This is a genomic window from Paraburkholderia sp. BL25I1N1, from assembly GCF_003002025.1.
Classification (GTDB): Bacteria; Pseudomonadota; Gammaproteobacteria; order Burkholderiales; family Burkholderiaceae; genus Paraburkholderia.
In genome coordinates this window covers 202390-217630 of sequence record NZ_PVZB01000006.1, presented here as the reverse complement: position 1 = coordinate 217630, position 15241 = coordinate 202390, and the positions used below count along the sequence as shown (strand labels likewise).

General features: G+C 63.0%; 12 protein-coding genes. 8 read left to right on the top strand and 4 right to left on the bottom strand.

The genetic code is table 11. The features are described 5' to 3' along the window. Nucleotides 1-33: 33 nt before the first annotated feature. Nucleotides 34-789 carry a DeoR/GlpR family DNA-binding transcription regulator gene (locus B0G73_RS11545; protein WP_106280774.1) on the bottom strand — a complete coding sequence of 252 codons (756 nt, stop codon included), beginning with the start codon at nt 787-789 and terminating at the stop codon, nt 34-36. A gap of 123 nt (nt 790-912) precedes the next feature. On the opposite strand from B0G73_RS11545, the gene B0G73_RS11540 reads away from it, so the two are divergent. Both B0G73_RS11540 and B0G73_RS11535 read left to right on the top strand, forming a co-directional pair. Beyond that, nucleotides 913-1500, top strand: coding sequence for an NUDIX domain-containing protein (locus B0G73_RS11540; RefSeq protein ID WP_106280772.1), 588 nt, complete (start codon nt 913-915; stop codon nt 1498-1500). 223 nt (nt 1501-1723) lie between these two features. Beyond that, on the top strand, nt 1724-2053 hold the full coding sequence (locus tag B0G73_RS11535; RefSeq protein ID WP_106280770.1) for a hypothetical protein: 330 nt from the start codon (nt 1724-1726) through the stop codon (nt 2051-2053). Between the two features lie 134 nt (nt 2054-2187). Here the strand turns inward: B0G73_RS11535 and B0G73_RS11530 are convergent, their stop codons facing one another. Then, the gene (locus B0G73_RS11530; protein WP_106280769.1) at nt 2188-3189 is read right to left on the bottom strand and encodes an aldo/keto reductase; all 1002 of its coding nucleotides are present in this window, start codon (nt 3187-3189) and stop codon (nt 2188-2190) included. A 251-nt stretch (nt 3190-3440) separates the two neighbouring features. Here B0G73_RS11530 and B0G73_RS11520 point away from each other — a divergent pair, with 251 nt between their 5' ends. After that, nucleotides 3441-4364, top strand: a complete 924-nt coding sequence (locus B0G73_RS11520) for a LysR family transcriptional regulator (protein ID WP_106280765.1) — start codon at nt 3441-3443, stop codon at nt 4362-4364. A 2-nt stretch (nt 4365-4366) separates the two neighbouring features. Here B0G73_RS11520 and B0G73_RS11515 read toward each other — a convergent pair whose 3' ends face one another. After that, nucleotides 4367-5527: a porin gene (locus B0G73_RS11515; protein WP_106280763.1), complete on the bottom strand. Its 1161-nt coding sequence runs from the start codon at nt 5525-5527 to the stop codon at nt 4367-4369. A gap of 528 nt (nt 5528-6055) precedes the next feature. Here B0G73_RS11515 and B0G73_RS11510 point away from each other — a divergent pair. After that, nucleotides 6056-7165 (top strand): OpgC domain-containing protein, encoded by a 1110-nt coding sequence (locus B0G73_RS11510; protein ID WP_106280761.1) that lies wholly within the window; start codon nt 6056-6058, stop codon nt 7163-7165. A 174-nt stretch (nt 7166-7339) separates the two neighbouring features. Continuing rightward, nucleotides 7340-8248, top strand: coding sequence for an alpha/beta hydrolase family protein (locus B0G73_RS11505; protein WP_106280759.1), 909 nt, complete (start codon nt 7340-7342; stop codon nt 8246-8248). A gap of 11 nt (nt 8249-8259) precedes the next feature. On the opposite strand, the gene B0G73_RS11500 is transcribed toward B0G73_RS11505, so the two are convergent. Then, on the bottom strand, nt 8260-9342 hold the full coding sequence (locus tag B0G73_RS11500) for an AI-2E family transporter (RefSeq protein WP_106280758.1): 1083 nt from the start codon (nt 9340-9342) through the stop codon (nt 8260-8262). A gap of 382 nt (nt 9343-9724) precedes the next feature. Here B0G73_RS11500 and B0G73_RS11495 point away from each other — a divergent pair, with 382 nt between their 5' ends. The 3 genes from B0G73_RS11495 to B0G73_RS11485 all read left to right on the top strand — a co-directional run bounded on the left by B0G73_RS11495 (nt 9725) and on the right by B0G73_RS11485 (nt 15068). Beyond that, nucleotides 9725-10006 (top strand): DUF3331 domain-containing protein, encoded by a 282-nt coding sequence (locus B0G73_RS11495; RefSeq protein WP_012426819.1) that lies wholly within the window; start codon nt 9725-9727, stop codon nt 10004-10006. Nucleotides 10007-10279: 273 nt separating this feature from the next. Continuing rightward, the gene (locus B0G73_RS11490; RefSeq protein ID WP_106280756.1) at nt 10280-12865 is read left to right on the top strand and encodes an adenosylcobalamin-dependent ribonucleoside-diphosphate reductase; all 2586 of its coding nucleotides are present in this window, start codon (nt 10280-10282) and stop codon (nt 12863-12865) included. Nucleotides 12866-13322: 457 nt separating this feature from the next. Next, a complete protein-coding gene (locus tag B0G73_RS11485; protein ID WP_106280754.1) occupies nt 13323-15068 on the top strand; it encodes a methyl-accepting chemotaxis protein in 1746 nt (581 codons plus the stop codon). The last annotated feature ends 173 nt before the right edge of the window (nt 15069-15241 follow it).

Genomic DNA, 15241 nt, shown 5'->3' with positions numbered 1-15241 from the left:
TTTATTCTTTGGCCTTTTAATCAGTATGTCGAACTATGCACGCACGATGTTGATGCCCAAGGCCTCGAACGGCGAGGTCAACGCCTCTTCCGTGTTCCGTTCGACGACGATCGCACTGGCCGCCGTGACATCCGCGATCTTGTACGCCGAGGCCGCATTGAGTTTTTCCGCCGACGCCAGCACCACCGTCTCCGCGGCATGTTCCGCGAACGCGCGTTTCACATAGGCCTCTTCCCTATCGCCGGTGCTCAGGCCCGCTTGCGGATGCACGCCGGTCACGCCCATGAAATACAGGTCCGCGCGAATGTGGCTGAGCGCTTCGATGGCCGCGGCGCCGACGTTGACCATCGAATGCCGGAACAGGCGGCCGCCGATCATCACGACCTCGAGCTCGGCATGCTCCGCGAGTTCGACGGCAACGCTCGGGCTATGCGTGACGATCGTCGCCCGCAAGTCGCGCGGCAGATGGCGCGCCAGTTGCACGGCCGTCGTGCCGCCGTCGACGAACGCAATCTGGCCGTGCGCGATCATGCCCGCCGCCGCCCGGCCGATCGCCGCCTTCGACGCCGATTCGATCCGCTCGCGCCCGGCAAAATCCACCGCCGCTGGCGACGCCGGCAGCGCGCCGCCATGCACGCGCTGAAGCTGGCCTTCGGCGGCGAGTTCGCGCAGATCGCGGCGAATCGTGTCCTCGGAGACTTCGAATTCGGCGCTCAGGCTTTTAGCGATCACTTGCCCATTGCGCTTGAGCGCGTCGAGTATCAGCTGCTTTCTTTGCGATGTGAGCATGGCGGTGGTCCTAGGCGGATTTCGCGGGGATTGCACGAAATTACTTGTTTTTGCACGATATCGCACGATACCATGATTCGCATGCGGAGCGAACCGCGTTTCCCACTGGACAGGATGCGAGCCATGAACGAAACCGCCGAACGGGTCAGGATTGTCGACGTCGAGGTGCTGTCGGACGACTGGTACGTGCTGAAAAAAACCACCTTCGACTACCGGCGCGCCGACGGCAGTTGGCAGCGCCAGAGCCGCGAAACCTACGACCGCGGCAACGGTGCGACGCTGCTGCTCTACGAACCGCACCGGCGCACGATCGTGCTGACGCGGCAGTTCCGGCTGCCGGCGTTCGTCAACGGGCATCACGGCATGCTGATCGAAACGCCGGCCGGGCTGCTGGAGACCGCGTCGCCGGAAGAGCGGATTCGCGCGGAAGTCGAGGAAGAAACCGGCTACCGCGTGCACGACGTCCGCAAGGTCTTCGAGGCCTTCATGAGTCCGGGTTCGGTCACGGAGAAGCTGCACTTTTTCGTCGCTGAATACGACGCGGTGGCGAAAGTCGGCGCGGGCGGCGGCCTCGCCGACGAAGGCGAGGATATCGAGGTGCTGGAACTGCCGGTGGAGGATGCGCTGGCGATGATCGAGCGCGGCGAGATCGTCGACGGAAAGACCATCATGCTGTTGCAGTACGCCAGGTTGAATCTCTTCGGCACCTAGCTCAAAACGTGGCGAGTTTCCGTACTTTTCGGACTGATCTTAAGCGCCATTAGGAAAAGGACGATAGGTTGGACAAGGCAATAAAAATATTCTTGCGTATCCCGTTGAGGTCGACCGGCGCCGCAGTCAAGGCGGCGCCGGTTTATCGAATGGAAACCCTTTCCGTCAGAATATTTTCGATGCGCCGCTTTTTGTCAAGGCGGCGCATACAGCCGAGGTTCAAATGGATTCTCTCAGTTCAGCAAGCCGATTCATGAGCGGTTTTTTCTTCGGCACCCTGATTGCCGCCGTCGTCATGGTGCTCCTGTGCAATGCCGGCGAATTTTCGCCGTTCATGGCCAAACTGCATGCGCTGGAACAGGTTATCCTGACCGCGCTGATTTCCATCGTCATCGTCGATGCAAAGCCATTGGCCTATAAAACCGTGTGGCGCGAGCGCCGCTGCAGCTTCGTCCTCGATGAAGATATCAACGCCACGCTTCGCGGCCGGACCTTCGGCATTCCGTTCGGCGTGATCGTCGGCATTCTGTTTCAGAATTACGTGATGAATTGAGCGTTAATCCGATTTAAAAACACTGCTCGTATTCACCGCATTCAATTCGCGCGCCTTGTGATAATCCGTTATCCAAGGCGCGCGATTCGTTTTATCTCTTCCTTTTTCCCACAGCTGGCTGATCGATTGGCCGATCAATGCCCACTGCGTTCGCTGTCCAGATGCGCCATCTGCACTTCGTTGTAGCGCGAGCCCGCCACGGCTTCAGGCGGAATTGCCGCTTCGATGCGCGCCAGTTCGTCGGCGCCCAGTTTCAAGCCGGTGGCGGCGAGCGCATCCGTCAACTGGCCGCGGCGGCGCGCGCCGACCAGCGGCACGATGTCGTCGCCGCGTGACAGCGCCCATGCGATCGCCAGTTGCGCCGGACTGGTGCCGCGCGCGTCGGCGATCCCGCGCAACGTTTCGACCAGCGCCAGATTGCGCTCGAGGTTCTCACCCTGAAAGCGCGGACTCACGCTGCGAAAATCCTTCTGCGCGCCACGCTCTTTCGACCACGCGCCGCTCAGCAAACCACGCGACAACACGCCGTACGCCGTGACGCCAATCCCGAGTTCACGGCACACCGGCAAGATTTCGGCCTCGATGCCACGCGACATCAGCGAATATTCGATTTGCAGATCGGCAATCGGCGCGACGGCCCGCGCCCGGCGCAGCGTGTGCGCGCCGACTTCCGACAAGCCGATCTGGCGCACGTAGCCTTCCTTCACCAGATCGGCGATGGCGCCGACGGTCTCCTCAACCGGCACCGCCGGGTCGAGTCGCGCGGGACGGTAAATGTCGATATAGTCGGTGCCGAGCCGCCGCAGCGTGTACGCGAGAAAATTGCGCACCGCCACCGGCCGCGCGTCGAAGCCGATCCAGCCGCCGGCCGGATCACGCATTCCGCCGAACTTCACGCTGACCACCACGTTCTCGCGCTGACGCCCTTGCAGCGCGTCGCGGATCAGCATTTCGTTGTGGCCCATGCCGTAGAAGTCGCCCGTGTCGAGCAGCGTGATGCCGGCGTCGAGCGCCGCGTGAATCGTGGCGATGCCTTCGTCGCGGTCGGCCGGACCGTACAGATCGGACATGCCCATGCAGCCGAGGCCGATGGCGGAAACTTGCGGGCCTTGCCGGCCCAGTTGACGTGTATTCATTGCGTGCCTTCCCGAAGTCGTTTGATCGCGTTGAAGATGACGGCGAACCGGCGTGCCTGAAGGTGCGCTTGCAGCCGCGCCTGAAGCCGCGTTTGCAGCCGGGTTCGCCAACTCTGAACGGCATTCTGCGCCTGGCCCGCCTAGCGATAAAGGCGCGCCGCTTGATCAGATTGGTCGAAAACGGTTAACAATCGGCACAATGGAAAGCCACCGAACCCGGCCCGAGCGGGCTCAGACGGAGAGCATCGTCGATGGATCACTTGCAGGCCATGAAAATCTTCGCGCGCGTCGCGCAACTCGGCAGCTTCACCAAGGCCGCCGAGCAGATGCAACTGCCGCGCCCCACCGTGAGCAACGCGATCCAATACCTGGAAAGTCATCTGCGCGTGCGGCTGCTTCAGCGCACTACGCGGCGCGTCGCGCTCACGCCCGAAGGCGCCGCCTATCACGAGCGCTGCGTCCAGGTGCTAGCCGATATCGACGACGCCGAGGCGCTATTCGCCGATGTCGCCACCGGCCCGCGCGGCGTGATTCGTGTCGACTTGCCGGAGCGGCTGGCGCTGCACGTGGTGATTCCCGCGCTGCCGGATTTCTTCGCGCGCTATCCGGACATTCGCGTCGTGCTGAGCGCGACCGACCGCATGATCGATCTGATCGAGGACGGCGTCGATTGCGCGGTGCGGGTCGGCAGCATGAGCGACACGACGCTGGTCGCACGGCGCATCGGCGAGTTCGAGCAGTTCAATTGCGCGTCGCGCGGCTACATCGAGAAACATGGTCTGCCGCGTACGCCCGCCGATCTGGACGAGCATGTCGCGGTCGGTTTTTTCTCCAGCCGCAGCGGGCGCGATCTCGACTGGGAATATCTGGAACAAGGCGAACTGAAGACGGTGGCAATGCGCAGCGCCGTTTCGGTCAACAGCGCGCATGCCTATATCGGCTGTTGCCTCGCCGGACTCGGCATGATTCAGGGGCCGGTCGGCAGCGTGGATGCGCTACTCTTCGAGAGCGGCGAGCTCGTCGAAGTGCTGAGGGACTGGAGAGCGCCGCCGCTGCCGGTGTCGGTGGTGTTTCCCCATGGCCGGCATCTGGCGCCGCGCGTGCGGATTTTCATCGACTGGGTGGCGGAGTTGATCGGCACCAGGACGCCCGCGCGATACGGTCAGGTAAGGTGAGATCAGAACTTATGCCGGATCGCCGCGCGCACCACGACCTGCTTCGAGGTCGATGACGGCGACTGCGTGCCGACGTTAAAGGCATCGTCCAGAATCGAATAGGTCGAGTCGCCAGTCACCTGCTGATACTGGCCCTGAATGTAGACATCGGTGCGTTTGGACAGGTTGTAATCCGCCATCAAACCGAACGAGTGAATTTTCGGCTTCACGCCGCCGGTCGAGGCGTCGTAGGTTTCCATCGTGTACACGTACTGCGCGCCGACGAACAGCATCGGCGAAATCTGATACTTGCCGTTCACCTCGAAGTTCTGATACTTCAGCGAGTTCAGCAATACGCCCGGCGGCACGAGCGGCGTCACGCCGAGATAGCCGTTGCCGGTCGGGTCCAGATAGTTCGAGTTGGTATAGACGAAGCCGGCCGTCGCCGGCCCGAACGTGTAAGTGATGCCGCCGCCGAACACGCGCATGCGGGCGGCGATGAAACTGGCGTCGTTCGCCGTGATCGCACCGTTCGCGCCATTGCCGGGATTGTCGGCCTGCAGATAGGCCGCGGCCACCAGCAGGCCGCCATAGGTATACTGACCGCCGAAACTGTACGCGCGATTGTTAGCGAAGCTGGTGTCGTTGCTGAAGCTATACACGCCGCCGAACTGGAAGCCGGACAGCGACGGACTCGTGTACTTCACCGAGTTGTCGAGCCTGAACGAGTTGTCCGTATTGTCGTTGTCGTACGGGTGCGAGAAGAGCGAGCCGGCCCAGTTGCCGTTCGCCGTGGTCTGGGCCAGATAGTCGACCACCGAATCGTACTGGCGGCCGAACGTCAACGTGCCGAACCGGTTCTCGCTCAAGCCGACGAAGGCCTGGCGGCCGAACATGCGGCCGCCCTGATTGAGCCGCCCGGAACTCACGTCGAAACCGTTTTCCAGCTGGAAAATCGCCTTGAGGCCGCCGCCCAGGTCCTCGGCGCCTTTCAGCCCCCAGCGGCTGCCTTGCGCATAGCCGCTCGCCAGTTCATAGACATGGCCGCGGCCGACATTGTTGGTGTAGTTGATGCCTTCGTCGAGCACGCCATACAGCGTGACGCTCGTCTGCGCCAGGGCAGGCGCGGCGAAAGCGGCGGACATGGCGGTGGAGACAGCTAGCGCGAGCACTTGCTTGTTCATGACGATCTCCCTGCACTCGAGCAATGGGACAACTCGATCCGGCCGCTTGTTCTTTGCGCCTCGCAAGGTGCTGCACCAACCTTGACGCGCTTTACGGAAATCCTCACACGCCGTTAGGCCGCCGTCCATTGGGTGTCGTGTCGATATCTAAAAACGTTGCAAAATCTCCACTTGGTGCGGCGGGCCCTGTTGTCGCGGCGCTCATTGAGGTAAACGGCGCAACGCCACGCAGACTTGACACCGGCGGCGCACCCGCACCAAGCGGGCCGCCTTGCCCTGTCTCAAGCCGATTTGTCACGAAAAGAAATATAATCGCGAACTTCTTGCGGCGGCGCAGCGGAACTCCGCGCCGCCACCCGGGTCACTTTTATCGCCTCCTGCAACCGTGCCGCGTCCGGCCGGTTGGACAGCGGCGACGCGGGTCGCGTATCCGCCGCAGCATCCCAATCCAATTTCTAAAAGCCTTGTGAGACGCCTGCCGCGCTGAACCAGCGCGCCGTCGCACGGGGTTTGCTTTTGGCGAACACAATGCAAAAGTCGCAATCCCGCCTGATCGAACTCGATTTTTTTCGGGGGTTGGTCCTTCTGATCATCGTCGTCGACCACATCGGCGGCAGCATTCTGTCACGCGTCACGCTGCACGCCTACGCACTATGCGATGCCGCCGAGGTGTTCGTGTTCCTCGGCGGCTTTGCGACCGCCACGGCCTACGCGGCGCTGGCCGAACGGCGCAACGAGACGATCGCGCGCAGCCGCTTCCTGCGGCGCTCGCTGGAAATCTACCGCGCATTCCTCGTCACCGCGGCGCTGATGCTGCTGGTCAGCGCCGCGCTCAGCGCGTTCAGCATCGACGGGCCGAATCTCGCCACCACGGATCTCGACGATCTGATGGACACCCCGCTCGCGGCGCTCGGCGACATCCTGCTGTTGCGCCGCCAGCCGTATCTGGCGTCGGTGCTGCCCATGTACGCGTTCTTCGCGCTGCTGGTGCCGATGATCCTGCCGCTCGCCCGCAGCAAACCGTGGCTGCTGCTGGCCGGCAGCCTCGCGTTGTGGGCCGGCGCGCCGGCCATCGACGCCTACCTGCCCGCCGCGCCGGACATGCACTGGGATTTCAATCCGTTCGCATGGCAGTTGCTGTTCGTGCTCGGCGTGCTGGCGCGTTGCCAGCCGGTTTATCAACGCGTGAGCGCACACCGTCTGAGCTGGCTCGTCAGCCTGCTGGCGTTCGCCGTGGTCGCGGCCGCCGCTTACTACAAGCTGTTTATCGAGCACGAGCCGCTCGATGCCAGCCTCAAGCAAAACCTCTCCTATCTGCGGGCTGTCAATTTTCTCGCCGTCGCGTGGCTCGTCGCCAATCTGATTCAGCTCGGCTGGGCAAGAAAGCTCGCGCAATGGGTGCCGTGGGTCGGCGTGATCGGTCGCAAAGGGTTGCTGTGCTTTATCGCCGGCGCGGTGATCTCGCTGGTGGTCGATTCGGTGCTGTACGCGGCGACGGACGGCTATCTGAACTACCCGCTCGGACTGCTCGCGGATGCGATCGCGATCGGCGCGCTGTTCGCGGTGGCGCTGGGCGCGGAGCCGCTCAAGCGCTTGGCCGGCCGGTTGTATGGCGGGCGGCTGCGCACGTCGCCCTGAGCGATATGCATGTGGAATGGCGCGGGCTCACCGCCTGCCGGTCTCGGGCCATTCTCCGCCACTCAGTCATGTTCCATGCAACCGTCCGCTGAGTTCGCTAGCGGTCAAAATGTTCCGCCGATCCTGATAGCATGACGGCCGCGCCCGACCTGCGCGGCGGCCTCCTACTCTGACATGCGTCTAATCCTACGTTCCGCCCTCGTTGCGCTCTGCGCAGCCTCGATCAGCGCGCCGGTGCTCGCCAGCACCGTGATCAGCCGCAGCTTCCATTCCGACGCGCTCGGCCGCGACTGGGCCTACACGATCTACCTGCCGACCGGCTATCGCCATGACGCCGGCCGCCTGCCCGTGCTGTATCTCCTGCACGGCAATAACGGCGACGCCAACGACTGGATCACGCAAGGCCATCTGCAGAGCACCGCCGACGCGTTGATCGAGCATAAGGACATGCCGCCCGTCGTGATCGTGATGCCGCAAGGCGGCACGGACTGGTACGTCGATCGCAAGGAGAAGATGGAGACCGCGTTCTTCGACGATCTGCTGCCCGAGATCGAGGCACGCTATGCGGTCTCGACGCAACGCGCCGCACGGATGATCGGCGGTGTCTCCATGGGCGGTTTCGGCGCGCTGCGTTATGCGATGACGCAACCCGAGCGCTTCTGCGGCGCGCTGCTGCTGAGCCCCGCGATCTATCCAAACGAGCCGCCGCGCGCGTCGGCCGCGCGCCGCGTCGGTGTGTTCGGCGAGCGCGAATTCGACGCGCGTATCTGGCACGAACTCAACTATCCGGCGCAGTGGGAGCGCTACATGAGCCGGCCGTACCGTCTGCCGATGTTCATCGCCGCCGGCGACGACGACCTCGCGATCCAGGCGGATGCGTCCTCGCTGTATACGCACTTGCGGCTGGCGGGCAATCCGGCGGCGCTGCGCATAATCGACGGCGGTCATACGTGGGATGTCTGGAGCGCACTGCTGCCCGCCGCGCTCAAATACACGCTCGGTTGCGTGAAGTCGCAGCCGCAACAGCAACCGCAACAGCAACAGCAACCGCCGCTGGATCATCCGTCAAACCAGCGGCCGTAAAACGCGTGCAACTATCTCACGAGGTCGGTCCACAACACCATCAGCACGGTCATTAGCGCGGGACCGATGAAGATGCCGAGCAGGCCGAACGTTTCCGCTCCGCCGAGTATGCCGAACAGCACGAGCAGGAACGGCAAACGCGTCGAGTTGCCGATCAGCACCGGCCGCACGAAGTGCTCGGCGATGAACACCACGACGGAGCCGAACACGGCGAGGCCGACAGCCGCCGCGACCGAGCCTTGCGAGGCCAGCCACAAGGCCGCGAGACCGAAGGTGAGCGGCGCGCAGAACGGCAGCATGGCGGCGACTGCGGTGACGAGCGCGAGCAGCGCGACATGCGGCAAGCCCGTCACGAAATAGGCGACGCCCAGCAACGCGCCCTCGCCGAGTCCGACCACGACCAGTCCCGACACCGTGCCGCGCACCGCCGTGGCCATGCGCAGCAGAAGCTGCGCGCCGTCTTCGCCAAAGCCACGCCGCATGCCTTTGAGCAGCGAGCCCGACAGGCGCGGTCCCGCCTGAAAAATCACGAACAGCGTGATCAGCATGAAACCGAACACTGCCACGGCATGCGCCGCGCGCGCGCCGAAGTGGCGCCCGAGCGTCATCACGGTGGTGCTGTGCAGCCCTTTCATGGCCGCCGATCCCCGCAGCGGCTGGGCGAGATTGGCCTGCCACCACGCGGCCGCCTGCTGCGCGCCGAACGGCAGATGCTGGATGAAATCGGGCAACGGGATGCCATTTTCCTGCGCGTCTTTGAACCACTCACTCATGTCATGCGCTTCGCGCAGCGCCTGGGCAATGCCGATGCCCACCGGCAGCACGACCAGCAACGCGATCGCCAGCGTCAACACGGCCGCGATCAGCGTCGTGCGGCCGGTGAACCAGCGGTTGCGCTCGACCCTGCGCAACAGCGGCCACAGCGCGATCGCAAGCACGGCGGCCCATGCCACCACCGCGATGAAGTCGCGCACGACCCACAACGCCAGCAAGACCAGGCCGATGTACAGCACGAGCGAGGCCGCGTTCTGCTTCTTCAGGCAGTCCGGCACGTCAGGCGGTTCAGGCGGTGCGACAGGCGGGCGTGAATTCATGTGAGCTCTTATGGTTTTGCGAAGGCGCCCCCTCAGGGGACTTCCTTCGACGTGTGCGTGTGTGCGCGAGCCGACCGGAAAAATGCAAAACCGCTACACTGCCATTGCCCGGTCGCTCATCAATAACCACATCTTAAAGGAAGCACCGGCGCCCCCTTGCAGGCGGTACGCTTGTCTCACTACGTACAACACTGCGTTGCAAAAATCCGACCTATCGTAAATTCAGCATAACAATGGCCCGCGAAGGCCCGTCTTTTCGGGATAGCGCGAATGTCAAATTTTATTGTTGCTGTTTGAAGAACAGTGTTTCAACCGCCGCACAATGGCTATCCGGCGCGCGCGGGACTACATTCGGCACACCACACATACGGAGCCGACGACGATGACCTTAGAGTCCATCCCCCTTGACGGTACCCATGGCGTCCGCATCGAAATTCTCGAGCGCTCGGACACGACGCTCGTGATTCGCTGGGTCGAGCCGGGAAAATGTCATTACGGCGAGCAGCGGTGGCGGCGCAGGTCGGCACATACGTCTGGAACGTGTGCAGTATCGCGCCGCAAGATTCGCCGCGGCGACGCCGTGTTCAAACCGGCCGAACGACCGGCGCCGCTGAATGCTTCCGCCATGATCTGCGCTGAACTGCTGGAGTGCGTCGAGGCGTAACGCATCAATCCCTGCCGGCGTCGCGTGCGCGCTCTGCCAATGCGCCTGACGCGCCCGATTTGCCCGGCGGACCAACCCACATAGCGGCACGCGCATCGCGCGCAACCCGCTTCGCGCCGTGGGTAAAACACCCTCCGATTGCGGCCCCTCGCCACGTGCGTTAAGGTGGATGTCGTTGCGTCAAGTCACCTGCCCGCTCCACGCGCGGCGCTAGCGTGACCCGCACTCCACCTACCGCGCCGTGCCCCGTGCGGCGCCGATTGAGGGCATACCATGGCCGAAGACACGCCGGAAACCCGCACGCCAATCGCGCCACCCGCGCCCCACGCACCTCCCGCTCCGCTCGTCGCACCGCAACAATTCTCTCTGGACGTCCTGCTCGAAAAGTACGCGAAAGGCGACGAGCAATCCGCCGACGACGTATTCAAGCGCGTCGCGCGCGGCGTCGCCGAGGCCGAACCGCAAGCGCTGCGCGAAACGGTCGAGGCGTTGTTCGTCGACAACCTGCGGCACGGCGCGCTCGGCGCCGGCCGCATCATGAGCGCGGCGGGCACCGGCATTGCGGCTACGCTGATCAATTGCTTCGTGCAACCCGTGGGCGACGCGATTCAGGGCGTCGACGAACAAGGCCTGCCCGGCATTTACGTCGCGTTGCTGCAAGCGGCCGAAACCATGCGCCGCGGCGGCGGAGTGGGCTACAACTTCTCGGCGGTCCGTCCGAAGGGCGCGCGCGTTCACACCACCAGTTCGTCGGCGTCCGGTCCGTGCAGTTATATGGACGTGTTCGATGCGTCGTGCCGCACCGTCGAGAGCGCCGGTTCGCGGCGCGGCGCGCAAATGGCCGTGCTCGACTGCGACCACCCCGACCTGCTGGAGTTCATCGAGGCCAAGCATTCGAAAGGGCGCTGGAACAACTTCAACGTCTCGGTCGGCGTGACCGATGAGTTCATGCGCGCCGTCGAGGAAGACCAGCCCTGGCAACTCGTGCATCGCGCCGAACCCTCGCCCGCCCAGCGCGCGGCCGACGACGTGCGGCAACGCGAAGACGGCCTGTGGGTCTACAGCGAACGCCCGGCGCGCGCGATCTGGGATCGCATCATGCGCTCCACTTACGATGTCGCGGAACCCGGCATCGTGTTCATCTCGCGCATGAACGATGACAACAATCTGCGCGCCGTCGAAACCATCCGCGCCACCAATCCGTGCGGCGAGCAACCACTTCCGGCGTACGGCTGCTGCAATCTCGGGCCGCTGAACCTCACGCGCTTCGTGATCGACCCGTTCGCGCAGATGAAAGGCCGCAAGCCTTCGTTCGACTGGGACGGCCTCGCCAGACGCACGCGCACGCAGGTGCGCTTTCTCGACAACGTGCTCGACGTCACGCTGTGGCCGCTGCAGCAGCAATACGACGAGTCGCGCGCCAAGCGGCGCATCGGCGTGGGCTTTACCGGCCTCGGCGATACGCTCGTCATGCTCGGCTTGCGATACAACTCGCAGGAGGGCCGCGACTTCGCCGTGCGCATCGCGCAAGTGATGCGTGACGAGGCGTATCGCGCGTCCGTGGACCTGGCGCGCGAGCGCGGCGCGTTTCCGCTTTTTGATGCGGCGCGTTATCTGGAAGCCGGCACGTTCGCCTCGCGCTTGCCCGAAGACATCAAAGAGGCCATCCGTCGCGATGGCATTCGCAACAGCCATCTGCTCTCCATCGCGCCGACCGGCACGGTAAGCCTCGCGTTCGCGGACAATGCATCGAACGGCATCGAGCCGGCCTTCTCGTGGACCTACACGCGCATGAAGGTGATGGCCGACGGCGGGCGCGAATCCTTCGATGTCGAAGACTACGCGTATCGGCTTTATCGCGAGCTAGGCGGCGACACGAGCAAGCTGCCGGATTATTTCGTCAGCGCGCTGGAGATGTCCGCACGCGACCATCTCGACATGATGGCGGCTGTGCAGCCGTATGTGGACACGTCGATCTCGAAGACGGTGAACGTGCCCGCCGACTATCCGTTCGAAGCGTTCGAAAGCCTCTACTTCGATGCGTGGAAAAACGGCCTCAAGGGTCTCGCCACCTATCGTCCGAACGAAACGCTCGGCGCGGTGCTGAGCGTGAGCCCCCCGCAAACCGACGACACGCTGACCGAAAGCGATCTCGATCCGCTGCGTATCGCGATCGATCATCGGCCCAAGGGCGAATTGCCTGCGATCATCGAGAAGGTCGAATATCTGACGCAGGCGGGTAAGAAGTCGCTTTACGTGGCAGTGTCGTTTATCGAAGTCACCGGGCGGCTGGGTGGTGAAGACGTGACAATCGAACGGCCTATCGAGTTCTTCATTCCGACGGGTCAGCGCGACGAATCGCAGCAATGGATCACGGCGACCATGCGCTCGCTGTCGCTGGCGGCGCGCGGCGGTTTTGTCGCGCGCAATCTGCAGGACATGCGCAAGGTTTCGTGGGATCGAGGGCAAGTGCGGCTCGGCGACGTGCAGCGCCTCGACGGACATCGCGCGCCACGCTGGCACGATTCGGAAGTCGCCGCCCTCGCCTTCGCGATCCAGCAGATTCTGCATCGGCGCGGCTTTCTCGATGCCGAAGGTAACCAGGTGCCCTCGCGTATGCTGGCGCGTTTGCCGCGCGGACAGATGCGTGCCGAGACGGTTTTGCCGGCGGATTTCGGCATTCGTCCGCATCCCGTTGAGACTGATGCCGACGCTCTCGCGTTGACGCAGCCCGGCGGCGCGCAAGGCCTGCATACGATGCTCGGACGCAAGTGCGGGTCGTGCGGGGCGAATGCGGTGATTCGCAAGGATGGGTGTGACTTTTGCACCGCGTGTGGCGAGGTGGGTGCGTGCGGGTAGAGAGGGTGCGGGTGCTGTCCGCTGAGAACTGTGGGGCGCACCATAAAATGAAATATCGACCGCATAAAATGAAATATTGCATTTCGTGCAATGTTCAAGCGAATGTCCGTCCCGCGCCCGCCTGCTACGCAGGCGGGCGCTTTTAAATCGGCTTCCATCTCACCCCGGTATCACCGTTGCCGCCCATGCTGGACGACACACCACTCGATAGCCCGCGTTCAGACGCACGGCCGTCGCGCCTCGCTTCGCCCCGAAACATTACAAAAAGATAACTTGAAAGGCCGGCGGAAAAGAAAATTTACGCGTAAACGTGAATTTGTATGAAGAATAAATTCATGCTGCCGTTAACTGTCTACATGAACCACATGTCGCACACGCTGCCCACCCACCTTACCCGGGAAGGACGGCCGGACGATCTTCACCTGTTCAGGTTTCTTTCACGTCGACGAAGCTAGCTATGAATATTGGCAATATGAAACTGGGCACCAAACTGATCAGCGCCTTCATCCTGGTATCGGTGATCAGCGCTATCGTCAGCGTGATCGGTGTTCGCAGCATGGGCCAGATTAACGCGAACGCGGATATGAGCTATCGATTGGATCTCGTGGGGCTTAACCGGATCCAGCAAGCGAATGCCGATGTGCTGCGAGCCGGCACATATCTACGCAACGCCATTCTGGCCGCCACGGCCGAGCAGCGGACTGCCTCTATTGCTCAGGCCGAAAAAGCTTTGACCTCGGCGCGCGAACGCCTCAATCAAGCCGAACCCCTCGTCTATACCGAGAAAGGCAAAGCCACGTTTGCCGAGCTCGATCAAAGCTGGCACGACTACATAGAGGCTTTCAATGAAATGAAAGGCCGGATCAGCGCTGCGGGACTGCAGGATCACGCTGCGCTGACTTCCTATCTGTTGGGCGAATATCACGAGAAGGGATTCAAGACGCTGGTCCTGATGGGCACGCTCGTCGATGTGAAACAGGCCGATGCACAAACGACGGCCGGATCGAACGATCAGGTGTACGAGGAAGGCCGCAATCTGATGTTGGTTCTGGTGGTGTTGTCGATGTTGATCGGTGCGGGAATCGGCGTCTGGATGGCGCGCAGTTTGACACGGCAGTTGGGAGGCGAGCCGGCGACAGCCGCCAATCTGGCAAAAAGCGTGGCAGCCGGCGATCTCAGCGTAAGCATCGATCTACGGCGCGGCGACATGAACAGCCTGATGGCATCGCTGAAGGCGATGCGTGACGCGCTATCGCGCGTCGTGGCAGAGGTCCGCGAAAGCGCCGAAGGGGTGGCCACGGCGAGCGCGCAGATTGCGCAAGGGAACCTGGATCTGTCGAGCCGCACCGAGGAGCAGGCAGCATCGCTCGAAGAAACCGCTTCGAGCATCGAAGAACTGACCGCCGCAGTCCGTCACAACACGGACAACGCGAAGCAGGCGGCAACGCTCGCCGGCACGGCCTCCGGCATCGCGCAGCAAGGCGGCGAGGTCGTCGGGCGGGTGGTCGATACGATGCGCGAGATATCCGGCAGTTCGGCCAAAATGTCCGAGATCATCGGCGTGATCGAGGGTATTGCATTCCAGACCAATATCCTTGCGCTCAACGCAGCGGTCGAGGCGGCTCGTGCCGGCGAACAGGGACGTGGATTTGCAGTCGTGGCCGGAGAAGTCCGCGCGCTCGCGCAGCGCAGTGCCAGCGCGGCAAAGGAAATCAAGGACTTGATTGCCGATTCGGTCAGCCGGTTCGAGGTGGGCTCAACCCTTGTCGAACAGGCGGGCGGCACGATCAATGAGATCGTCGCATCCGTGAAACGCGTCACCGACATCGTCGGCGAAATCTCCTCGGCGTCGCAAGAACAGAGCACCGGCATCGAACAGGTCAACCAGGCGGTCAACCAGATGGACCAGGTCACCCAGCAGAATGCCGCGCTGGTGGAAGAAGCTTCCGCGGCAGCGCAGGCGATGGCACAGCAGGCGAAGGACCTGCGCGCAGCGGTCGCCTTCTTCAAGGTCGACGATAGGCAAGTCTCTCTGTCACCCGCGAATGTGCCCTCGAAGGAAACACAGCGCGCGCCGTCGAAGATTCATACGTCATTCCCTGCGAGATTGACGAAACCCGCGGCGATGCCACGCCTTGCAGCCGGCGGCAACACCGAAGTCGCGACCAACACCGCCCAGGCTGCCGACTGGCAGACATTCTGAACAGGTCAGCGCATGGTTGCACGACAAGCGGTGGTTGAACACACCGCAGCTCACGAATCACATGCGCGGTAGCGTGAATAACGTCTGGTCGCTCCGGCTTTGTCATTGAGGCAATGCACGCGAGCGACGTGGCAGCACAGGAAGAGTACTCACGGATGGAGACACGGGGCCGC